This is a genomic window from Apibacter mensalis (assembly GCF_001418685.1).
Taxonomy (GTDB): domain Bacteria; phylum Bacteroidota; class Bacteroidia; order Flavobacteriales; family Weeksellaceae; genus Apibacter; species Apibacter mensalis.
On the sequence record NZ_LIVM01000006.1, the window covers coordinates 151,784 to 175,970 of the forward strand.

Annotated in this window: 17 protein-coding genes; 3 read left to right on the forward strand and 14 right to left on the reverse strand. The window is 32.3% G+C overall.

Annotated elements, in window-relative coordinates:
• Positions 1 to 29: 29 nt before the first annotated feature.
• From ASC36_RS05955 to ASC36_RS05990, 8 genes are all read right to left on the reverse strand, one after another.
• The gene (locus tag ASC36_RS05955; RefSeq protein WP_055425578.1) at positions 30 to 2,405 is read right to left on the reverse strand and encodes a hypothetical protein; all 2,376 of its coding nucleotides are present in this window, start codon (positions 2,403 to 2,405) and stop codon (positions 30 to 32) included.
• Between the two features lie 174 nt (positions 2,406 to 2,579).
• Positions 2,580 to 3,329, reverse strand: a complete 750-nt coding sequence (locus ASC36_RS05960; RefSeq protein WP_055425579.1) for a hypothetical protein — start codon at positions 3,327 to 3,329, stop codon at positions 2,580 to 2,582.
• 468 nt (positions 3,330 to 3,797) lie between these two features.
• Positions 3,798 to 5,303, reverse strand: coding sequence for a glycerol kinase GlpK (glpK, locus tag ASC36_RS05965; RefSeq protein ID WP_055425580.1), 1,506 nt, complete (start codon positions 5,301 to 5,303; stop codon positions 3,798 to 3,800).
• 127 nt (positions 5,304 to 5,430) lie between these two features.
• Positions 5,431 to 6,738, reverse strand: coding sequence for a hypothetical protein (locus ASC36_RS05970; protein ID WP_055425581.1), 1,308 nt, complete (start codon positions 6,736 to 6,738; stop codon positions 5,431 to 5,433).
• Positions 6,739 to 6,859: 121 nt separating this feature from the next.
• A complete protein-coding gene (locus ASC36_RS05975; RefSeq protein ID WP_055425582.1) occupies positions 6,860 to 7,723 on the reverse strand; it encodes a YncE family protein in 864 nt (287 codons plus the stop codon).
• Positions 7,724 to 7,835: 112 nt separating this feature from the next.
• Positions 7,836 to 9,062: a glycerophosphodiester phosphodiesterase family protein gene (locus tag ASC36_RS05980; protein ID WP_055425583.1), complete on the reverse strand. Its 1,227-nt coding sequence runs from the start codon at positions 9,060 to 9,062 to the stop codon at positions 7,836 to 7,838.
• A 358-nt stretch (positions 9,063 to 9,420) separates the two neighbouring features.
• Positions 9,421 to 10,776: a phosphoglycerate transporter protein PgtP gene (gene pgtP / locus ASC36_RS05985; protein WP_055425584.1), complete on the reverse strand. Its 1,356-nt coding sequence runs from the start codon at positions 10,774 to 10,776 to the stop codon at positions 9,421 to 9,423.
• A gap of 60 nt (positions 10,777 to 10,836) precedes the next feature.
• Positions 10,837 to 12,411 carry a glycerol-3-phosphate dehydrogenase/oxidase gene (locus tag ASC36_RS05990; protein WP_055425585.1) on the reverse strand — a complete coding sequence of 525 codons (1,575 nt, stop codon included), beginning with the start codon at positions 12,409 to 12,411 and terminating at the stop codon, positions 10,837 to 10,839.
• A 282-nt stretch (positions 12,412 to 12,693) separates the two neighbouring features.
• Between ASC36_RS05990 and ASC36_RS05995 the strand changes: the two genes are divergently transcribed.
• Positions 12,694 to 13,461, forward strand: a complete 768-nt coding sequence (locus ASC36_RS05995; protein WP_055425586.1) for a DeoR/GlpR family DNA-binding transcription regulator — start codon at positions 12,694 to 12,696, stop codon at positions 13,459 to 13,461.
• Between the two features lie 62 nt (positions 13,462 to 13,523).
• Here ASC36_RS05995 and glpC read toward each other — a convergent pair whose 3' ends face one another.
• The 5 genes from glpC to ASC36_RS06020 form a co-directional block, all read right to left on the reverse strand.
• Positions 13,524 to 14,738, reverse strand: coding sequence for an anaerobic glycerol-3-phosphate dehydrogenase subunit GlpC (glpC, locus tag ASC36_RS06000; protein WP_055425587.1), 1,215 nt, complete (start codon positions 14,736 to 14,738; stop codon positions 13,524 to 13,526).
• Positions 14,713 to 15,999 carry a glycerol-3-phosphate dehydrogenase subunit GlpB gene (gene glpB, locus ASC36_RS06005; protein WP_055425588.1) on the reverse strand — a complete coding sequence of 429 codons (1,287 nt, stop codon included), beginning with the start codon at positions 15,997 to 15,999 and terminating at the stop codon, positions 14,713 to 14,715. Before glpB ends, glpC begins: the two co-directional genes overlap by 26 nt.
• Positions 15,989 to 17,650, reverse strand: a complete 1,662-nt coding sequence (glpA, locus tag ASC36_RS06010) for an anaerobic glycerol-3-phosphate dehydrogenase subunit A (RefSeq protein ID WP_082435414.1) — start codon at positions 17,648 to 17,650, stop codon at positions 15,989 to 15,991. Before glpA ends, glpB begins: the two co-directional genes overlap by 11 nt.
• 591 nt (positions 17,651 to 18,241) lie before the next feature.
• On the reverse strand, positions 18,242 to 19,060 hold the full coding sequence (menB, locus tag ASC36_RS06015) for a 1,4-dihydroxy-2-naphthoyl-CoA synthase (RefSeq protein WP_055425589.1): 819 nt from the start codon (positions 19,058 to 19,060) through the stop codon (positions 18,242 to 18,244).
• 227 nt (positions 19,061 to 19,287) lie between these two features.
• Entirely contained in the window at positions 19,288 to 20,679 is a 1,392-nt protein-coding gene (locus ASC36_RS06020) for an amino acid permease (RefSeq protein WP_055425590.1), read from the reverse strand.
• A 170-nt stretch (positions 20,680 to 20,849) separates the two neighbouring features.
• Here ASC36_RS06020 and ASC36_RS06025 point away from each other — a divergent pair, with 170 nt between their 5' ends.
• Together ASC36_RS06025 and lpxB are read left to right on the forward strand one after the other, a co-directional pair.
• Positions 20,850 to 21,629: an alpha/beta fold hydrolase gene (locus tag ASC36_RS06025; protein ID WP_055425591.1), complete on the forward strand. Its 780-nt coding sequence runs from the start codon at positions 20,850 to 20,852 to the stop codon at positions 21,627 to 21,629.
• A gap of 276 nt (positions 21,630 to 21,905) precedes the next feature.
• Positions 21,906 to 23,030 carry a lipid-A-disaccharide synthase gene (gene lpxB, locus ASC36_RS06030; RefSeq protein WP_055425592.1) on the forward strand — a complete coding sequence of 375 codons (1,125 nt, stop codon included), beginning with the start codon at positions 21,906 to 21,908 and terminating at the stop codon, positions 23,028 to 23,030.
• A 35-nt stretch (positions 23,031 to 23,065) separates the two neighbouring features.
• Here the strand turns inward: lpxB and ASC36_RS06035 are convergent.
• Positions 23,066 to 24,187 (reverse strand): T9SS type A sorting domain-containing protein (locus ASC36_RS06035; RefSeq protein WP_221400567.1); only part of this gene is annotated, 1,122 nt, incomplete at its 5' end.

The window sequence follows — 24,187 nt, forward strand, 5'->3', positions numbered from 1 at the left end:
TATAAATTTTCATTTATATATTTAAAGATTCATAATTCCATAGTTAGCTTAATAGACAGATTCTGATCTAAATTTCCGACCTTATAAGCACCTAAACGAGCATATACGCCTACTCCTACAAGTCCTAATAATAGTTTATTTGCTTCAAAGCCAACTTCCTGGTAATAATCTTTTGGAACATCGAACTCAAAATGAGAATGAACGTCTTTATTCGGCATCCATCCAATAAGTCCATTATATAGTATGGAAAAATGAAGAGATTTAAATTCACTTACACGTAAAGGCCTTAAATGGTGGGTAAATTGAAAAGAAATAAATCTATCCGAAAAGAAGGACGAAGGCTTCATGGTTTCAAAACTTTGAAATCCTTTAAGGCCAAATCTTCCCCAAATACTGTTTCCATGCTTAGCTACTCCATTGCCTTCAAATGAATTCATAATGGGAGTATCCCCAAAAGTAGCTCCTATATTCCCGATAATTTCAGTTTTACCTAATTTAGATAAAAATGAATATAAAGCCGAGAAATATAAACGATGAATACTGGTACTGTTTTCAAATAATTTCCAAGATTTTACGTAAGTAAAATAATAATAGGGTGGCTTATCTTGTAAAGTATATTTTCCATTGTTCGATTCGATATATTTTACATTGGGAGCATAACGTAAGCGAATGGCTGTATTTACATAGTTAAACCAAGTACTTTCATCATAATCTTTGAATTTATAATGAAAATTTACCCGTTGTCTTTGGTAATCAAAGGAAAAAGTTATATCAATATTTTTTAAAAAATCTTGCTGATATGATAATTCAACTTTTCTATAGCTAAAATAATCACCGTTGTAAATATTATTAGTTTTAGCTGAAAGCTCATCTTTAGGAGTTAAATATTTTATTTTGGTTCTTCCTACCGGAAGTACATCTGTTTCTGCTTTAATGGATAATTCTCCTCCTTGATGCTTATTTATAAAAAAAGTTACATCAGCACCTCCTTTAACTTCTTCATCTCTGGTCGCCTTGGCAATATATCCTCCAATACGTGTATTTTTACTGAATTTATAGTTAGTATGTCCACCTAACTGATAACGAAAAGACTCATATAGATTATGGCTGAATATACTGTATATGTCAAAATTAAAAAATCCGAGTTCTAATTCACCTTCGGTAAGTGTTCTTAAAAACCTCAATTTAGGTTCCAGTTTGTATGCTTTAGATATTCTGTATAATTCATTATAAGTAGTAGCTTCTCGATGAGTTAGGGAATCATGTCGAAGTGCTGATATCTTTTCATCTGCATTATAGGAAACCTCTTTTGAGATAACATATTCATATCCCTTAAAATCTTTAGGACTGTAAGAAATATCATTGGTGAAATTGGTTACATGAGAATCTATAGTAGCTGTAGTATTTAATCGTGTTATGGAATGTAACCCTTTAGGGAGTAATTTGTTTATTTTTTTAATGAAATTACTACTTAGAATTTCTGTCTTCATATACTCATCTTCTGTATACCAGATTCCTTCATAGGGAGCATAGGTGATTTCATAATAAATGTTGGAAATTTTAGAATTATTACCAATTAATTTAACGAGTGCATAGGTTTCAGAATCAACAAAAAATGTTAGATTTTTATAAAATTGAGTTTCACTTTTTCCATGAGAATAGGTATATATAACATATGTCTTTCTATTATTTATATAGACACTGTCCACCAATCTCGATATAGTACCTTGCATTTCTCTAGGCTTGAGCATTTCAGGATAATTGTTGATCATTGATTTTGCAATAGAGAAATTAAAAAATTGCGGATTACTGAATCCTCCTGCTTTATATGCAGTTACAATGGCCTTTTTGCCTAATTTTTTATCATATTCATATAGCATAGTCCTTTCACCAAGGAAAACCATACTTTTTTCTAAGAAGCCTTTTAATTTATTATTTAATGTGTCGAGTTTTCTTTTAGGGTTGTGAATATATCTAACGGAATCAGAAGGCATGTCAAGTGTAAATTTTACATAAGAATCAAACTTATAAGCATTAAGATGATCTGCATTATTTTTTTTATTATTCTCCCATGCTTTTTTTAAAATAAATACTGCCTTCGAATCACTCTTTTTTTTGATTTTTTTAAATAAATAAATAGTTTTATCCATCTTTCCAATCATTTCTATTTTAGGCAGGTAACCGTCAACTCGAATAATTATTTTATTTACATTTTTATCTAAAGTGATGATACCATCTATATTAGTGAGCCCTAGTAGGTGATTTGATTCATTATAAATCAATGCTTTTTCGACCGGTAATTTTGTTTCAATATTTACAATTTTAATATGTATTTGACAGAAAAGATGTATAGAAAAAAAAAGTAAAGATAATAGAACTAAGTTGCTTCTTATGAATGTTTGCATTTACAGAAATAGTCTTTGCTTCAATTTAATTATAATTCTATGTATTTAGTTTATGCTTTAGGCGTAAAATTATAAAATTATTTTTTATATGAAAGTGATTTTAAAAATTAAAAGATGTAAAAATGCCGGTATTTAGTTTACCGACATTTTTTATAAAAGGATATATAATTATTTTTAAAATAATGAAGTGGCAATTTGAACTCTTGCTTCCTTACGTGAGGGATTCCACATTGCCGTGGCTGAAACAGGTAATTTATATCCTAGCACAGTTACATCTTTAGAAGCAGTAATTCCGGCATTGACTATGTCGAAATCGTGCTTTTCGTTGCCATAAAAGCTAGATTTACCGGCTAGGCCAAAGGCAGCACCGCAGAATATATCTAAATCTACTGCTTTACCCTTTACGATAGGATAAATTAAGCCGGTATAAGTAGACCATCTTTGATCTCCTTTCTCATTTCTGTCATCTCCATAAAACGAAGTTCCATAATCAAGTTTTAAAGGAAAGCTTTCACAAAAAACAAAGTAAGCTCTGAAATCAAATCTGTGTCCTGATGTTTTATGATCGTAATTCCAAATATCATTATCCTTAGCATCTTTTACTCTTCCGGTAGAATTGAATATATCCCATACACCTACACCCCATTTTTCGGTACTATAGTGTAGATAGTAATTGATTTCATGATAGTGTTGTCCATTCGTATCACCAAGACCGATACCTCCCCAAATTCCTAATTTGAGGTATTTTTTATTGTCTAAGGCATAATTTATGTCTACATCGGTCATGGCTCCGTCTGTAACAGTTATACCTCTCCAAAGGTGATTGGATCGTAAGCTAAGGTTAAAATTTAATCTTTCTATTTCTTGACTATACAATGAAATAGAGGATATAAAAGTTGCAAGTAAAATAAGAGTTTTTTTCATATTATTGGATTTTGGTTTGTTTTTATTTAAGATCAGAATCTAAATTAGATTGTAAAAATATAAATATTCTACCATAATCTAAAATTATCAGGTAATATATCGAAAATTTCACCTCAATTAACTCAAAAATTGAAGTATATTGCCTAAAAGTTTCAGAAATTATTATAAAGTTGATAATTATCTAATTTAAGTTTTTTATAATGTGTTGCCGAATAGATTTACAGATGCTGAATGCTGAGTAGTTCTTCTACTGATAATCAGAATTAGCATCCGTAAACTTATCTATTGACCATTGTAATGATTTGCTAGCTAGTAACAATATTTATTTAGCAACTGTTTCTGATTATAATTATTTCCACAAAAATTTAAAAAAACCAATTTTTAAGAACATGTTAGAAACTTTTAATTTTACTTCTTTTTTCAATGCTACATAAAAGCATGTTAATGAAATAATTTTGCTAGAATATTTTATTTGTCTTCTTCATCAACCCAATTAAGCACTCTGCTTACCGCTCTTTTCCAACCTTTAACGTAATGCTCAGCCTTTTCTTTATCCATTTCAGGTGTAAATACGCGATCTACTGATCTTTGAGCTTGAAGTTCATCAATACCGCTCCAGTACCCGACGGCTAGCCCGGCTAAATAAGCAGCTCCTAAGGCAGTAGTTTCCAAAGTTTTGGGTCTGATCACATTAAATCCGAAAATATCAGCTTGGAATTGCATCATTAGGTTATTAGAACATGCTCCACCATCAACTCTTAATTCAAGCTCTTGTACTCCGGAATCAGCTTCCATAGCTTTGATTAAATCATATACCTGATAAGCAATACCTTCTAAAGTAGCTCTGGCAATGTGCCCGTCTGTAGTTCCTCTTGTAATTCCTAAAATACCTCCACGAGCGTATGGATCCCAATAGGGTGCACCTAAACCGGTGAGTGCAGGAACAAAATATACTCCTCCATTATCCGGAACTGTTTTAGCTAAATTTTCAGTGTCTGGGGAGGTTTTAACAATTTTAGCACCGTCTCTTAACCATTGAACAGCTGCACCACCTACAAAAACACTACCTTCCAGTGCATAATAGGTTTTACCATTTATTTTCCACGCAATGGTAGTTAATAAATTATTTTTGGATAAAACCGCTTTTTCTCCTGTGTTTAATAATAAGAAACATCCCGTACCATAAGTATTTTTAGCCATTCCTTTATTAGTACACAATTGACCAAATAAAGCAGCCTGTTGATCTCCTGCAATACCTGAAATAGGAATTTTGGTTGAAAATAAAGTAGTGGAGGTTTCTCCGAAAATTTCACTGCTTTGTTTTACCTCAGGCAGCATAGATTTAGGAATATTGAATAATTTTAACAAATCTTCATCCCATTCCAATGTGTGAATATTAAAGAGTAAGGTACGAGAAGCATTAGAAACATCGGTAACATGCATTTTTCCTCTGGTAAGTTTCCAAACCAACCAGGTATCTACTGTACCGAAGCAAAGTTTTCCCTGTTCGGCTTTTTCTCTGGCTCCCGGAACATTATCCAATATCCATTTTAATTTAGTTCCTGAAAAATAAGCATCCAATATTAAACCGGTTTTTTCTCTGATCATATCAGTTAAACCTTGTTCCTTAAGCTCATCACAATATTTGGAAGTTCTTCGGTCTTGCCAAACGATTGCATTGTAAATAGTTTCGCTGGTTTCTCTATCCCATACTATTGTGGTTTCTCGTTGATTGGTTATACCTATCGCAGCTATATCTAAACCGGATATACCTTTTTTAGCTATTGCTTCGGCAGCTACAGACATTTGCGAAGACCAAATTTCTTCCGGATGATGTTCCACTAAACCCGGTTTTGGAAAGTATTGGGTAAAATCCTTTTGTGCAACAGATACAATTTCTCCTCCATGGTTAAATAAGATAGCTCTGGAAGATGTAGTTCCCTGGTCTAAAGCTAAAATGAATTTTTCTTTCATCTTTTTTGATTTTAGTTATTTAATTTATCCTTATAAAATAAAAACAAAAAATACATTTAAAATAGAATTATCAGTAACTAATTATCTTTTTTAAATGTATTTTAAGTTTTATATGTTTTTTATTATGTTAAAAAATTCCTTTCGTATTATTGTATAACACAATTTGATAACTTAAACCGAACCAATCATTAGCTATGCTTGGACCTCCGGTTTCTGCTCTATGCTGATAGAACGCTGTTAATTTTGCCATTCTTGGACTGTTAGGATATAAATAAAAATTAATCCCGGCAGTATATAAATAAAGCTTTTCATAGTTAAATCCGGAAATATCTTTATTTCCTTGATTAAAATATTCAAATCTTGCAACTGGCTCAATTTTTGGAGTAATGTTAAATCCTGCAAGTAAAGAATAACCTAATTTGTTTACCTTAACAAAATCATGTTTGGTATAATCCATATTGTTAGGGGTTACAAATATAGTGTTTCCATTTTCATCAATGCTTGTAAATCTTACTTTTTTAAAGGTTCCATAATCAAATTTAAATTTGTATTTGTTAGGATTTATATAATATAAAAACCCTGAATAAGCCCAAGCTTGTTTAAAGCCCATTCCCGGAAGATTAACAGAGCCCATATGACCACCGAATTCAACATTTTTTACTGGGAAAAAGCGAAGGGATGCATCCCAGCTTTTAAACTCCAAACCATGATTTCCTTGACCTTCAGATGGGCCATCATTGAATGAAGACCAATATCTATCTCGATTACTGTCGCTGTTATGTAAAAAAAACGCGTATTTAACGAAATTTTTTACTTTCCCTGAAACGTTTATACCGTAATGTCTCAAATCCGGACCACCTTGGGCCGCACTTTGATTTTCAGATGTGTAAGTAAAATCAGCTAAATCTAAGTCATATGCAGAAGTCTCATTAGCAGCTCTGTTTCCAGCTCCTTTAAAACGTCCTAATTGTAAATTAAGTAAGGGATGTAAGTTATATTTAATAAAAGCATCCGTGATTTTACTAGCATGAAGATTCCAAGTTACACTAGCACTCAATTTAGGAGAGATAGCCATATCTGTATGTATAAATCCTATTTTGAATGCAGCCGGTTGAAAATTATAGCTTGAGTATGCTTCTTTATGAGGTCCTTTCTCGCTTGGAACTTGTTGGTAAATAGTTTCTAATACCATACCGATTCCGTATTTTAGTGTAGGAGTAAAGCTATTTTCATCTCCTCCGGTTAATTCTTTAATAAAGTTTAACTTAATTCCTTGAGAAAGTTGGGAGCTATCACTATTCATGCGTTCCACAAGTGAAGGTCTTTTTTTAATGGTATCATTATCTATTTGGAAATTATCTAGAGAGGCTTTTTGGCCATAGCCTAAAATAAATGCTGCCGAAAAGAAAAGAGCTAAACTGCGTTTATATTTCATGTTAGTTATTTTTATTTAGTAATTAATTTGTTTTGTGATGTAGTTTTCAAAATAAGGCAAAGATTCTACTTCCAAAACTTTGCCTTATCCTTTTATGTTAATTATGTGGAATGAGAGAGAATTATTTTTTAGTTTTTTCAAAAATATACAACTCGTGAATTTCTTTGTCGTAGCCAGGATAAAATCCAGAAGGCATACCCATTTTAATGATAGCTCCTCGGTTGTTAAGAATAACTAGGTCATTGGTTACTGGGTCAATGGAAAGACCTTCAATTTCGCCGGCTCTTGTGAATTCAGGGATTGATCTAAATAAAGAAACTTCAGTACGAGTTTGTTTAGGATTGCTCACATCAGCAATATAAATATTATCTGCTTCAGGAACATCTGAATCCCCATCATCAGAAGTAATTAAAAGTTTTCCATCTATATGATAAACCCCTTGTTGCCATTGTGGAGAAGGTTGTAAATGAACTTTACCTATATATTTTCTAGTTTTCAAGTCATATTTGTATACATACCATCCGGAAGTCCAATCAGACATCCAAGCAATATTGTTTTTTTTGTCGATGGTAATACCGCTTACTTCCGGTTGTTCGATTTCTCCAAAGTCGATAGAATATTTATAGTTTAATGTTTCTGCATCATATACGGCAATTTGAATATTGCGTACAACTCCTGAATCAAAAAACTCTACTCCGGTGTAGACTTCTCCATTAAAAATATCGATATCTCCGAAATGATTTACTTGCTTTTCAAATTTTGTAAATGGCTTATCGTTTTTTGTAATTAGATTACCATTTTTATCATATTTAAATAAAGCGGTGCTGCTGGATACATAATAATAATCTTTATCAATGGCAATACCTTGTCTTCCTTCAACAGGAATAACTTTTTTTAATTTGTAGCTATTCCCTGATTTTGCTAATTTTTGTGCATTCATGGAAGTGAATCCAACTACTAATAATGCAAGTATTAGTTTTTTCATGATTTTATTTGTATTATTAATATTTATTTTATTGTTTTAATATGTTAAGTTTTTCAATTCTTTATTTATTAACTAATCAATAGAATTTACAGCTTTGAATTTTTTTTATTATTTAGTAGCCTAAATCTGTTAAAATAGTTTTAGCATCTTGATAAGCCGGTCCTTCTTCTCTGAGTTGTTTTTCGTGATAAAAGCGAATTGTCATATCAGATTGATTGGTAAACATCCCATCAGAAAGTGAAAAATATTTAATCATTTGCCCTTCATTATCGAATGAATAAGGATGTATTTTCATGCCTGATTTATGTATCAGCTCAGCTTGCCAAGGATTTAATAATTCTGGCCAATTGTCCGGTGGAGTTCCTCCGGCAATGGATGGACCAATAAATTGAGCTAAATTTTCAATTCCGAAATTAATATGTTTGATATAAGTAGCTTGTTGTTCATCATGTATATCATCCGGTCCTGTCCCTTTCCAAAATAATAAAGCAGTTGGGATTTTACCTTTAAATATATCTTTTAAAATTAATAGGCTATTATGTGAAAATGTTTGTAATACAACTTTTCCATTTGTATTTCCAACATTTACTTTACCATTTTTGAAATGAGCGGTTTCCGTAGCTGGTTTTTCAATAATGTTCCAGCCATGTCTGTTTAATTCTTTTACTAATGCATGTTCAATTCCCGGGTTTAAACTGGGTTCTTTGGTTTCAAGATAAATACCGGGTCTGTTCCCATTATCTGCCGGGTCGTCTTCATACTCAAAAGTATACTTTCCATTTGTTTTTTTCCATATCCTTTCACCATTAGAATCTCTTTTTAAGCGTTTCCCTTGTGCAAACATAATTAAGTCTTCTAAGGTGCTGATATATTGTTTTTGAGAGGAAAAGCTTGGTCTTGCTCTATCCGGTGATGTATTTTTATCATGGTTAAACCAAGTACCGGCATCCAATTTTAATAACTCTTCATAAGTGAATGTAGAAGCTGGATGGGTTGCTCTGTCAGGATAGACATCTTTTATATTGGAAGTTCTGGTCAACACATTGTCGTGAACTACTAATATCACACTGTCTTTGGTAATTTGAAGATCTGCTTCCAAATAATCGGCTCCTATGTTTCGTGCCCATCTGTAAGCTGCCTCTGTAGATTCCGGAGCCCAATAGGATGTTCCTCTGTGCCCTATTACGGCATTTTCAGGGACATAATCCCTTACCATTTGCATTTCAGAAGATAAATGACGTACCTCTTCTTTTCTATTTGTTGGTGCGTTATCATCACTACTGCATGATAATGCTATCATACTTAAACATGCTAATGTAACCAGTTTATTATTTCTCATATAATTATTATAAAGTGAATTTAGTTTAATTTTAATTTTTGAGATATCTTGTTAATTGTTATTAAATCTTTTCAACGCTAATTAGGCTTTGATTGTGAAAAATTTTATGGGTAACTCAATTTACATCTACACCATTCTAAATACATGATATATAAATATTAACCATCGTACCTTGTTTTTTACCTATCATTCATTATTATTTTATAAGTAATATTCAATTAAATAGGAAATTATATTTAAACATGAATTTATCCATATATTGAACAAATTCAAATGTCATATTTATCCCCAAAAAATTTATTCACAATCAAAACTTAGTAGAAAAACAGAAAAAGAATATAATTGTTATATTGTATATTTATTTTTTATCTAGTTCTTGTTCTTTTTTGTAAATAAAAGTCATAAATATAATGGATAAAATACCACTACCGATCAACAGTTGAAAGCTTGCTGACCATCCAAAAGATTCAACAACTTTTCCCATAACTATATTAGCAAGTAATGAGGTACCAATAAAATAACCGAAGAAACCTGTAAGACCGGCAGCAGTTCCGGCAGCATTTTTAGGAGCTAAATCCAGTGCCTGAACACCTATTAACATTACCGGCCCATAAATAAAGAATCCAATTGAAGTTAATGCTATTAAATCAACTAATTTATTATCCGGGTTTTGCCAATAAACAATTATAGATGTAATTACAAGAAGCATGAATATGATGGTAGTCATGGCTCTTTTTCCTTTAAATATCTTATCACTTACCCAACCACACAATAAGGTTCCCGGTATAGCAGCCAATTCATAATACGTATAGGCATTGCTGATATCACTTTGGGAATATCCTTTTACTTCTGATAAATAAGTAGGAGCCCAGTCTTGAACTCCATATCGGATAAAGTAAACGAAAGCGTTAGCAAAGGCTACAAACCAAAGCATTTTGTTATTTAAAACGTATTTAAAAAATATTTCTTTAGTTGATAATACTTTTTCAGAATCTTTAGAATAGTTTGGAGGGTAATCGTTTTTATACTCTTCAATGCTAGGCAATCCGCACGCTTGAGGATTGTCACGTATAAGAATGTAAGAAATTATGGCTATTAAGATAGCAATTCCTGCAGGAAACCAAAACATTCCTACTTTCCAGCTCAAAACGCTCATACTAAGAGATGAAGCGAAAAGTATTCCCCATTTGGTTACCTGACCTAGTAATCCACCTCCAACGTTGTGAGCCAAATTCCATACAGCCATTTTAGTTCCTCTTTCTTTTACGGAGAACCAATGAGTCATAACCCTTCCGCATGGAGGCCACCCCATACCACCGAACCAACCTACCAAAAATTGAAATACGGCCATTACAGTAATATTATACATTCCTAGGGAAGTTCCTGCTATTATGGTTGAGACAGCAGCTAAGGTTAATCCTAAAGGAAGGAATTTTCTGGCATTACTTCTATCTGAAATACCACCCATTATGAATTTAGACAAACCGTAAGCAGTAGCATTAAAGGAAAAGGCAATTCCGAGATCAGATTTAGAAAAACCCAATTCAACTAAGTAAGGCATAGCCAATGCAAAGTTTTTTCTAACAAGATAATAGGCGGCATATCCTATAAAAATTCCTATGAAAACCTGAAGCCTCAATTGTTTATATGAAGCATTAACTTCTGATTCCGGCTTACGTTCAATAGGCTTAGGCGGTGTTAAAAAATTTGACATTTTTTTAATTTTATAATAGAGTTAATTATTTTTAAATGAGAAAATGATATATAACTTATTTTAATAATTTACTAATAAATAACCTTTTGCTAAATCTTGAAACTCTTTAGTTTCTTGGGTAACCCAATTGTCGTCATATCCTAATTCTTTAGCTATGATTTTTGCTACTGATTCGGCTGCATCTATAGCTGCACGAGCGTCAACAAATAATAGTCTAACTCTTCTGGCTAATATATCTTCAACTTTTTGAGCCATCTCTTCCCTAACAGCCCATACGATTTCGGCTTTTGTATATTCATGGTTAGGATGGATTTTTTCTGCATATTCAGGATTTTCTTGTTGAAGCTTTTTGATAGCAGGTATGTCCGATCCGTATACATATAGGTGATTGGTTCTGTCAACTTGATTTGCAGGCATATTTCCGTGAATTGATAACTTATCTGTTTTACAAGGCCTGCGATCAATTTTTCCGGTCTCAATAGCTTTATCGATAAAGTCTTCAGCCATTTGTCGGAATGTTGTCCATTTTCCTCCAATTATGCTTAATAATCCGGTTTCTGAAACTAAAATTTTATGATTTCTAGATACTTCTTTAGTGCTGCCTCCTTCTTTGTCCGGAGCAGCTAAAGGTCTCTGTCCGGCAAAAATGGATAATACATCTTTTCGAGTTGGTTTTTTAACAAGATATTGAGAAGCTGTATTAAGAACAAATTCTATCTCTTGTTCTAAAGCTCTAGGCTCCAAACTAGGATTATCTACTAAAACATCTGTTGTACCTACCACTAATCTATTATGCCATGGAACGGCAAATAATACTCTCCCATCGCTGGTTTTAGGGATCATTAAAGCATTATCTCCTGGTAAAAAAGATTTGTCTAAAACTAAGTGAATTCCTTGACTGGGAACAACAGTTTTTTTATGATTAGGATCATTCATGTTAAGGATATCATTAGTAAATACCCCGGTAGCATTTAATACGACTTTACCTTTTACTTCGTATTCAGTACCATTAATTTCATCTTTAACTTTTACACCTGTAATTTGATTTTTATTGTCTTTGATAAGACCGGTTACTTTCATATAGTTTAAGATAGCTCCTCCATTTTCTACAGCAGTTTGAGCAAGATTTACAGCCATACGTGAATCGTCAAATTGTCCATCATAGTATATTACACCTCCATGTAATCCGTTAGGTTCAACGGTAGGCAACATTTCTAATGCTTTGCTTTTACTGATATGCTCGGATTTTCCTAAGCTGAGTTTTTTCGATAACATATCGTATATTTTTAACCCAATGGTGTAAAAAGGACCGTCAATCCATTTATAATTAGGTATAACAAAAACTTGTTTTTTCGCAAGGTGACTGGCATTTCTTTCCAAAAGACCTCTTTCTCGAAGAGCCTCTTTTACTAGTGCAATATCTCCTTGTGCTAAATATCGAACACCTCCATGAAGTAATTTTGTAGAACGACTTGATGTTGCTTTTGCAAAATCACGAGCTTCAAATAGTACAGTTTTATATCCTCTGGTAGCCGCATCCACTGCTGCACCTAAACCACTTGAACCTCCACCAATTATAATGACATCCCATTCAGAATTTGTATTTAGTTTTGATAATTGAGCACTTCGTTTCATTTTGTTTTAATTTAATTGTTTTTTGCTTCTTTTCTGTTGTCGGTAAAATTACAAAAAAAACAATACGAAACAGTATGAAATTTTTAATATACTATTTTTCATGAAATTCCTATAAATATTAGTTAAAAATTTGATAAATATAAAAGCGGGTTGTTATTTAATGGAATATAAAAATAATTTGCTGAGTATATATTTGTTAATGATTTTTTTATTGGCATATTGATAAATATGCAATAAAAATTTAGATTTTATTCTTAACTTTAAACTTTTAAATATTTGATCATGATCAAGCTTAATAGAAGGCAGCAACTTATTATCGATGAATTAGATGAACATAATTTCACTAAAGTTAATGAACTTTGTGAAAAGTTAAATGTTTCTGCGGTAACTATCAGAAAAGACCTTCAATACTTGGAAAATATGGGTCTTTTATATAGAACACATGGAGGTGCAAGTAAGCAACCTCTGTATGCTTTCGAAAAAAATATTAATGAAAAGGAATTTGTACAAGTAATGCAAAAACAAAAAATAGCGAAAGCAGCTCTTAAGTTTGTTAACGATCAGGATTTTATTATTTTAGCATCAGGAACTACAGTATATTATTTAGCAAAAATCATTTCAGGGTATGAAAAATTAACTGTCATTACCTCATCGTTAAGTGTGTCAATGGAGTTAAGTAAGGATTCTTTTATTGACGTTATTCAGCTAGGGGGAGACTTAAGGAAAAGTTCCATTTCCGTAATAGGATCTTTAGCAGAATCTGAGTTAAAAAAATTTTCATGTAATAAGTTATTTTTAGGTATAGATGGCATAGACCTTGATTTTGGTCTTTCAACTTCTAATTCTACAGAAGCCAATTTAAATAAAGTAATGATTGAACAATCAGAAAAGGTCATCGTATTGGCAGATTCAACCAAAATAAATAAGAGAGGTTTTGGTCAAATCTGTTCTTTAGATAAACTTGATGTTTTGATTACGGACAACGATATTACAGAAAAAGATCTTAACACATTAGAAGATAACGGAATAGAAGTAATTATAGCCAAATAAATATTTGTTTTCAACAAAAAAACCTTATGATTTTCATAAGGTTTTTTATTGAAAATATAATATCAATCCTCCAATGCATTGGCAATTATACTAAGGGGATGTTCACATGTTTTAGTGGTAAACATTTCAATCTGCCACTTACAAGTTTCGCAATCGGTGGCTACTAGATCGAAACCACCTGTTTCAATTTGCTTAAATAAGGGATCACCAATTTTTTTAGAAACTTCATGATTTTCTTTTTTAAATCCAAATGTTCCTGCAATTCCACAGCAATTGGATTCCAGAACTGTTACTTCTACATTGGGGATAAGCTTTAACAATTCAACGGAATAATAAGTCCAGCCTAATTTTGCCATGTGGCAAGGTGTATGATATGCTATTTTTAAAGGCTTGTTTTTAAATTTAAGTTTGGTATCAGAAGAACTTAGTAATCGGTAAATGTATCGAGTAGCTAATTCCACTTGATCTTTAACCGAACTGTTATCTACCCCCAAAAGATGAGAGTGCTCATCGCGTACTGTAAAAGTACAGGAGGAAGAAGTAGTAATTACCGGAAGTTTTTTATCTATTACGGATTTGCGAATTTCTGCTTCATCAATTTTTGCATTCTTTTTAGCTTTGTCTATAAAACCATTTGAGATTAATGCAATGCCGCAACATCTTTCCTTTTCAAGAAGCTGAATTCCTATATTCAAAGAATTAAGAACTTTAATCATATCTTTTCCTAGTTGAGGGTTATTATAATTCACGTAGCAACCGTGAAAATAAGATACTTGCGTAGGATATTTTTTTTGTTTATCAGCTACTTTTTTGTACCAGCTTCTAAACGTACCGAATGAATATTTGGGAAGACTTCTTCTCTTATCAATTTTTAGTATGGGCTCAATTAAGCTTTTAACCGGTTTAAAAGAGGTCATTGCATTCACAATGGGAGCAAAAGGAGTAGCCAGGGTACCCATAAAGTCAGTGTGTGCAAGGATGACATCCCTTAAAATAGGTTTTTTCTTGCTATATTTAATACGAGCCATCTGGATTATATCTCCAATTTTTACATTAGATGGACAGGCAACTTCACATCTTTTACAGTTGATACAATATTTTAAAGACTCATCATAGAAATCAGGATCTTTTAAACGTAATCTTTCTCCATCAGGTCCGGAATGTTTTGGGCCCGGATAATCGGGGTTTACTTTGGATACTGGACAATACACTGTACATATTGTACATTTAATACATTGTTCAAAGTTATTTTCACTTGTATTGAGCAATAGGTTCATAGGTTTTTTCTTTAATTAAAATTTGTTCAGCAACATATAGTGCAGATAAAAAGGATACACCGGCTCCACATCCTTCTTTTAATGGATTGAAACCACTAAGAATTGCACCTGCCACATATAAATTATCAATAGGCGTATCATTTTTAATCCCATGGAAATTCTTATCAGTTTTTACTCCAAACTGTTGGTAATTTTGCTTTTCAAATAAATTGCTATTATACCAGTCTGCTCTATCTGTTAAATAATCTGTATCGAGATCAAATACAGGTTCGTATACTTGTTTAATGTCGGCTAACAATCCTTGGCTAAAAAAGCTTCCTGAGGAAAGTATTACGTTTTTGGCAGAAATTGGAATATTTCCGTGATTGAGTGTATATAAATTGGTCACCTGATTACCTTCTATATCTGCATGGGTTGCATTGTCACCCAGCATAAAAACTCCGCCCAATTTTGTAAAATAATCTTTTAAATACAATTGTGTGCTAACACCTACTAAGGATGGAGGGAAGGTAGGGATTAAGTATATAGGCTTTCCTAATCTATTAATTAGCCCAGGCAAAAGATCTGCGTTTCGAAAACCGATACAATCAGGGAAAATAATTAGTTCACATCCTTGACTTTTTTCTGAAAGAATTTTAACCAGAAGATCTTGATTAACTTCTTTGTCAAGCACAAAGGATAGGTTAGTTGATCTGAATTCGCTCGGATTTTTTCTTATTAGATTTAATTCCGGTAAGTTAAAATAAGCGATGGAGGTTTCCACTCCTATCTTTTCGAATGCTTCGGAGATAAAATCAGGATTAAAGTCTAAGAATCCTTCGATATTAATAATTGCAGCTTTTTTCCACGGAAATTTTCCTACCTCAAAAAAGGCAAAATTAGACATTGTCAACCAGGTTGGTTTTATCATACCCATAGGGGTAATTCGATAATGATTTTTATGGGAACAGCCTTGGGTTTTTATTCCAATCTCTGTAAGAAAACTTTTTGCTTTTTGGGCTAATTCAGTAAATTTTGATTCGCCCATTTTAACATATGGATGATTCGGGGCTTGTTTAGAGAGTTCCAGTAAGGAAGCTTCAGGGTTATTTACAGGAGTTCCGTCTGGTAAATTGTTTAACAAATCGAAAGAACCTGAAAAGAAATGTAAAGCACTTTGTCCGGAAGATATGATGGCACATTTCTGTCCTTTCTGCATTAGCCTAATTCCACTAATTAAACCGGTTAAGCCACCTCCTATTATTACTGTATCAAATTTCATCTTTTGCTTTTTTAATTTGTTCTTGAGTCATATCTAATCCGCACACTCCTTCATAAACCCAACTGGTAAATTCACTTTCTCTTAAGGTATCTCCCCAGGCAATTGGTCGTATACCTTTCCATCTTTCATTTAAGAAAATCGTTAAATCTTCTTTAGATTTATCTGAGCTTAATACTTGATAATGGTTCATTAGCCCGGCGGCTCTACAGGCGCAAAGTTCTCCTTGACAGGTTCCCATACCCACACGAGTTCTCCTTCGAAGATCTATGAGATTGTTGACATGCAATTCATTAATGGCATATTCAACCTCTCCTACAGATACTTCCTCACATTCGCAAACTAAACTAGTTGCCGTTACCTGGTTTGCTTTTAAATTTTCTGCCATATCGCCTAATCTGTAAATTGCAGATTTACGTATGGTAGCAGGTACGGAAATCATTTTTTGATTTATTTCTTCTATACTTTGTTGAGATCCCGGAAGATTTTCTTCAGCAGTAGTACAAGGAGTAGTATTATTTAATTTTTTACATACTAAATCAGTAGCCCATTCAGCCATTAATCGGTAGGTCATTAATTTACCTCCGGTAATAGTGATGAATCCTTCCAATCCGTCTCTTGTAGCGTGATCTAATAAAACTATTCCTCGGCTTACGTTACGGCCTGACGGATCATCATCGGAAGCAACTAAAGGTCTTACTCCTGCATATCCTCGTAATATTCGGGTTTGAAGCAGGGTAGGAGATAGTTTTCCCCCTTCTCGGATCAAAATGTCTACTTCCTCGGGAGTAACATACATATTGTCAATCTCTTCGTAAGGAACATGGGTGGAAGTGGTACCTATTAAACATATGGTATCTCCAGGTACAAGAATATCCGAATCTGCAGGTTTACGACAGCGGTTTAATACCATATTATTTACTCTATGTCCAAAAATAAGAAGAGATCCTTTGGCAGGAAACATTTTTATTTTAAGATCTGCATATTCTGCAATTTTTTGTCCCCATATTCCACCGGCATTTACCACAACAGAAGCATACAAGTTTTTTTCTTGTTTAGTTATATGATCTAAGACTTTTACTCCGATAACTCTGTTCTGCTCTTTAATTAATCCTAAAACTTCATGATAGGTTTCAATTTTTGCTCCCTGTTGTTTAGCATCCATAATATTAGAAAGTGTTAAACGAAATGGGTCTACTGTTCCATCCGGTACAACAACTGCCCCGATTATGGAAGGATTCGCAGAAGGCTCTAATTGTAATGCCTCTTTAGGGTCTATTGCCTTAGCATCAATTCCGGCTGTATGACAGGCTTCGATAAATTTAGATTGGAATGTTATATCGTCTTCCGGCAAGGTTAAAAAAAGTCCGTCCGTTTTTTCAACGCAATGACTGGCGATACGTTTTAAGATCATGTTTTCTTTGATACATTCTTCAGCGGATTCTCTATCTGTAACAGCATATCGGCTGCCGCTATGTAATAATCCGTGATTTCTTCCCGTAGCTCCAGTGGCTATATCGTGACGCTCTAACATAAGCGTACGCAATCCTCTTCTTGCACAATCTCGAGCAGTTCCAGAGCCGGTCGCACCTCCACCAATGACAATTACATCCCAAGAGTTAATTTTACTAGAATTAGAAAATTCTGTTTTCACAATTGTTTGGTTTTATTTTAATAGCAAAAATACGAAAGAAAACGAAACAATTATAGGCTATTATTCTGATATTGATCATTTTTTTTAAAAACAGCTAAGCTAAATTTTTCTTATCAATATATGATTTATGGATTTGATTAATTTTTAATTAATTAATGGTTAAAGTTTTAATGAATTAAAATTAATTTATTAATTATTATAGTGAAAAATTTTAGAAAATATTTTAAAAAATAATCTATTATTATCCCAATTATTGTCTGAGAAAACCATTCTGAAACGTAAATAATGGTAAATTATTTATGGATATATTATTGATTTTTTTTAAAGTGGTAAGTAAAAATAGATTCATAACTTTTTTTTGTGGTATATTTTTTATATCATACCAAAAAATATGAAGCGAAAGTTAGAATTATATAAGAAAAATAAGTTAAAAAAAGAAATCATTTCCTTACTTGAAATAAAGTTAAGAATATTTTAAAAATTGACATAATTTTTGTAAGTTGCTGATTAATAAGCGTTCAAAAAAGGATTATTTTTCAGTTTTAAATTAGTAAAAAAAGTCCCTTTTTTAAGGGACTTTTTTTAATTTTATTAAAGGAATTTGGGAAATTTTTTAAAATCGGGTTTACGTTTTTCCAAGAAAGCTTTTTTACCTTCTTGGGCTTCATCCATTAGATAATACATAAGAGTAGCGTCTCCGGCTAATTGCATTAAACCATGTTGACCGTCTAGTTCGGCATTTAAACAACGTTTGATCATGCGTAAAGCCATAGGGCTTCTTTGCTGCATAATTTCGCACCATTCTATGGTAGCGTCTTCTAGTTGTTCTAAGGAAACTACTTTGTTAACCATACCCATTTCCATAGCTTCTTGAGCGGAATATTGCTGACAAAGAAACCAAATTTCTCTTGTTTTTTTTTGACCAATACTTCTGGCAAGGTATGATGATCCAAAACCTCCGTCAAAACTTCCCACTTTTGGACCCGTTTGTCCAAATTTTGCATTTTCGGAAGCTATGGTTAAATCACAAACTACATGAAGCACATGTCCCCCTCCGATAGCATATCCGTTCACCATGGCAATTACCGGTTTAGGAATTTCTCGTATTTTTTTATGCAATTCCAATACATTTAATCTAGGCACGCCGTCTTCTCCAACATAGCCGCCGACTCCTTTTACATTTTGATCACCACCACTGCAAAAAGCTTTGTCTCCTGCACCGGTTAAAATAATAACGTCAATTTCCGGGTGCTCTCGACTATATTCCATGGCTTCTATCATTTGAAAATTTGTTTCAGGTCGGAAAGCATTATAAACTTCAGGTCGATTAATAGTTATTTTTGCAATTCCGTTCCAGTATTGAAATAATATATCCGAGTATTCTTTTATAGTTTGCCAATTTCTAGCCATGTTGTTTTATTTATTTTTATTGATAATTTTCAAATTTAGGTATTTTGTTATTATTATAAAAGTAAGAATATCGGGGCTATATGGATTTTATTATAAAAAAGTTATATTAGTTAAATGGATGTTAGGTAAAAATTTTGCTAGTATCATAAAATTTTAAATAATCATTCCTTTTTCCTTTGCATTATAGATTTCAATTATAATTTTCTAGTAAGAAGAAAGTATTAAAACTAAAAATATGAATTCCATTGTTTTTTTATTTTTTTAGGAATTATGAAATAACAAATTCTCAATAATACAAACCATAGGGGGGTAAAGATGATAGCTTGTTTGGTATCCTCTTTGAACCAAAAAGCAATTATGAGAAATAAAAAAAATAATAAGGATAAATAAATTGATATAAGGCCTCCGGGGACTTTATAATTAGATCTTCGATGAAGTTCGGGTTTTCTCTTTCGGAATGAAATATAGGAGATGAGAATCATTGACCAAATAAAAATAAACAGTAGAGTTGCTGCTGAGGTTACTAACGTAAAGGCATACATTATATTTTCATTTCCAAAATAAAGTATCAATACAGACGGAAGTAAGCAGATGCATGAGAAGGTTAATCCATAAGAAGGAACGGAAGCTTTTGAAAGTTTTCTGAAAAAAATGGGTGCTTTTTTACTTAACGAAAGACCATATAGCATTCTACTGGTTGAAAAAATTCCACTATTAGCTGAAGAGGCCGCGGAAGTAAGTACTACAAAATAAGTAATACTAAATGCTGATGTAATTCCGGTAAAAGAAAACAATACAATAAAAGGGCTCTTGTCGGGATCTATGGTGCGCCAAGGCATCACCGACATTATTATGGCTAAAGAAAGTACATAAAATAAAATTACTCGAATAGGGATTGCGTTAATAGCTTTGGGGAGGGTTTTCTCAGGATTTTTAGTCTCAGCAGCTGTTGTACCTACCAATTCTACTCCTACAAATGCAAAAGCTGCTATCTGAAATCCTGCCACAAATCCGGTAAAACCGGTAGGGAAAAATCCTCCATCATTCCATATATTGGAAAGGGAGGCAGTTACACCGGAAGGAGATTTAAAATAATTAAAGATGAATAATATACCGATTGCGATAAGGAAGATTATGGCAATAATTTTTACTATGGCAAACCAAAATTCTGTTTCCCCAAATAACTTTACAGTTAATAAATTTAAGCATAAGAACAATATTATACAAGTCAATGCAGGAATCCAGGGAGCAATCATATTCGGAAAAAGGTATTCTACATATCCGGAAATAGCTATTAAATCAGCACATCCAGTAACTATCCAGCAAAACCAATATGTCCAGCCCATGAAAAAACCCGCCATAGGACCTAATAAATCTGTAGTAAAATCTACAAAAGATTTATAGTTAAGATTGGAAAGAAGCAATTCGCCCATAGCTCTCATAACAAAAAACAAGATAAAACCTATAATAGTGTAAACTAATAAAATAGAAGGCCCAGCTAAACTGATGGTTTTTCCTGATCCCATAAATAAGCCTGTTCCGATGGCTCCCCCTATAGCAATGAGCTGTATATGTCTGTTGGTTAAACTCCTTTTTAATTGGTTGTTGAAATTATTCATGCATTCAATTTTTTTAGTTTATGTAATACTTGGTTGTGTTGATAATAAAATATAGTATAAAATTACATTTTTTTATGAAGGTTTGTATATAAATTAATATGCATTTGTGCTACTATTTAAAACATAGTATATGTTAAGAATATCCATATTTTTGTAAAAAAGATAATAAAATGGAAAAACATATCTTAAATTCAAAAATATTTTATAATCCCGGAAAATTGCCATTATTAATTTTTCACGGTTTATTTGGAATGTTAGATAATTGGGGAACCTTAGGGAAAAAATTTTCAGAAACTAATGAAGTACACCTTATCGATTTAAGAAATCATGGAAGAAGCTTTCATTCAGATCAAATGAGCTATACAGACATGTCAGATGATATGGTAAGCTATATGAAGCATTATTCTATAGATAAGGCAATTTTATTAGGACATTCTTTAGGGGGAAAGTCAGTTATGGAATGTGCAATTAAACATCCTGATCTGGTTGAAAAATTAATAGTAGTTGATATGGCTCCTAAAGCCTATCCTCCGCATCATCAGCAAATTTTCAAGGCATTGGAAAGTGTTGATTTTTCTAAGGTAAATGAAAAAAAAGAGGTAGAAAACATGTTATCTCAATATATTAGTGATTCCGGAGTAATAATGTTTTTAATGAAAAATGTTTATAGAACAGAAGATAACCGTTTTAATTTCCGCTTTAATTTGAAAACCTTATCAGAGAAATATAATCAACTGATGAATAATTCTATTTCTTTTGGGAAATATGTAGGCCCCACTTTATTTATTTCCGGAGAAAAGTCTAATTATATTTTGAAGGAAGATGAGTTTTCTATACGTCAATATTTTCCAAATGAAAAAACCATAGTAATTCCGAATGCCGGGCATTGGGTGCAGGTAGATAATCCTACAGATTTTTATGAAACTGTAACTACTTTTCTTGAATCTTAATTTCATTAAAATTTAAGAAAAGCTTTTACTCGTTTGATGTTTTAGGAGTCTATTATCGACAACTGCTAATCATACTATTTTAAGATGGATATATTAATAAATACGGATTATATGATTCGTTGGTTTAGATAAGCTTTTTTTATAATTTAAAATAGTATGGCTTATGTTATATAAATTAATAGGAAACGGATTGATTATTGAGAAAGAGTTGAAGTCAGCATTATAGGATCAAACAGGGAGGTTTGAGTATTTTTCAACCTTAAATTTATTAAAAATATGAAATATTACATCATTGCAGGAGAAGCATCAGGAGATTTACATGGTTCTAACCTGATGAAGGAAATTAAAAATGAGGATAAGCATGCTGAATTTCGTTTCTGGGGAGGGGATTTAATGCAAGCTCAAGGGGGAATGATGGTTAAACATTATAAAGATTTATCTTTTATGGGCTTTCTAGAAGTATTGGTAAATTTAGGAACCATACTAGGAAATATTAAACTGTGTAAAAAAGATATTTCTCATTATAAGCCGGATTGTGTAATCTTTATTGATTATCCCGGATTTAATCTTCGCATTTGTAAAAGTGTAAAAAAATTAGGAATAAAAACATTTTATTATATATCCCCTCAATTATGGGCATGGAAATCCGGCAGGGTTAAGATCATCCAAAAATATATAGATCGAATGTTTGTAATTCTTCCCTTTGAAAAAGATTTTTATGCAAAATATAATTATCCGGTAGATTTTGTAGGGCATCCTTTATTAGATGCTTTAAATTCGTTACCGGATCTTGATCAAAATAAATTTAGAAAGGAGAATGGTCTTTCGGATAAGCCCATAATTGCTTTATTGCCGGGTAGTAGGAAACAAGAGATAATAAAGATGTTATCACAAATGTTATCAGTGGAAAAAGATTTTTTATCTTATGAGTTTGTAATTGCGGCTGCTCCCTCCATTGAGGTAAAGTTTTATAAGCAATTTTTGAATTCCCATGTGAAGATTGTTTCCAATCAAACCTATAATTTGTTAAGAATATCTCAAGCAGCAATAGTTACATCCGGAACGGCTACTTTGGAAACGGCTTTACTGAATGTGCCTGAAGTAGTTTGCTATAAGGGAAGTAGAATATCTTATGAAATAGCTAAAAGATTAATTAAACATATACAGTATATTTCTTTAGTTAATTTAATTATGGATCGTAAAGTAGTAACCGAGCTTATCCAAGATGATTTGAGCTATATTAATTTGAAGAGTGAATTAAATAAATTGCTAGATATTGAAAATGTGAAAAAAATTAAAAAGAATTATTTAGAGCTCAGACATAGGTTAGGAGATTCAGGAGCATCTATAAGAACAGCAAAACTGATAGTGGATGATATAAAAAAAGGATTCCTAAACTAGGAATCCTTTTTTAGTACATGCAAGTAAAATACTTATTATTCTCTAATAATTTTGAATACTTTATTTTTATATTTTAAGATATAAACTCCGGAATAATAGCCGGTAAAATCGATTTCTTTAATTTTTTCTCCAGAAACAGTGTGTGTTTCTAAAATCAACCTACCCATTAAATCATAGATTTTTATAGCTTCTTTTTTAACCGGTGATTTTGAAAAAATCATTTTTAAAGTAGTTGAAACCGGATTGGGTGCGATTTTGATTTCTTCATTTTCAACTGTAAGGTCATCTACTCCTAAAGAATTATTAGTTATAATCAATTTTACATTTTTGGAAGAAGATAAATAGTTAGGACTTTCATCAGCCATAATTGTAATGTTATAGATACCCTCTTCTATATATCCTTGTTGAGGAGAATAAATTAAATCAGTTTCATTATGATTTAAAGTAGCTTTTACATTTTTCACCGAACCATCATAGGTAAAAGTTTGTATATCCTCTGCAGAAATAATAGCCTCTGCCTTTTCAATTTTTAAAGTAATTTGTTTAGAAACTTCCGCATAATTTTTGGACTCAGGCGCAGTTACAGTAATAATATGTACACCGGCATTAGTGTAACCCTTTGGCGTATAGATTAAATCAGTTTCATTATGATTTAAAGTAGCTTTTACATTTTTCACCGAACCATCATAAGTAAAAGTTTGTATATCCTCTGCAGAAATAATAGCCTCTGCCTTTTCAATTTTTAAAGTAATTTGTTTAGAAACTTCCGTATAATTTTTGGACTCAGGCGCAGTTACAGTAATAATATGTACACCGGCATTAATGTAACCCTTTGGCGTATAGATTAAATCAGTTTCATTATGATTTAAGGTAGCTTTCACATTTTTCACCGAACCATCATAAGTAAAAGTTTGTATATCTTCAGCGGAGATAATTGCCTTAGCTTTATTGATGGTAAGGGTAGCCGTAAGTTCTGCATAGCCATAATTAGGGTGCTTTAATTTAGCTGTAACTAAATAAGAACCAGCGTTAATATGGCCATTGTTCTCATAAGTAACTTGGGTAGATTCCGGTAAACCTGTAACCATCAAACTATGAAGATTGCCATCATAAATGAAGGATTTATTTTCCATTAGTACAGAGGCAGGGAATGAATT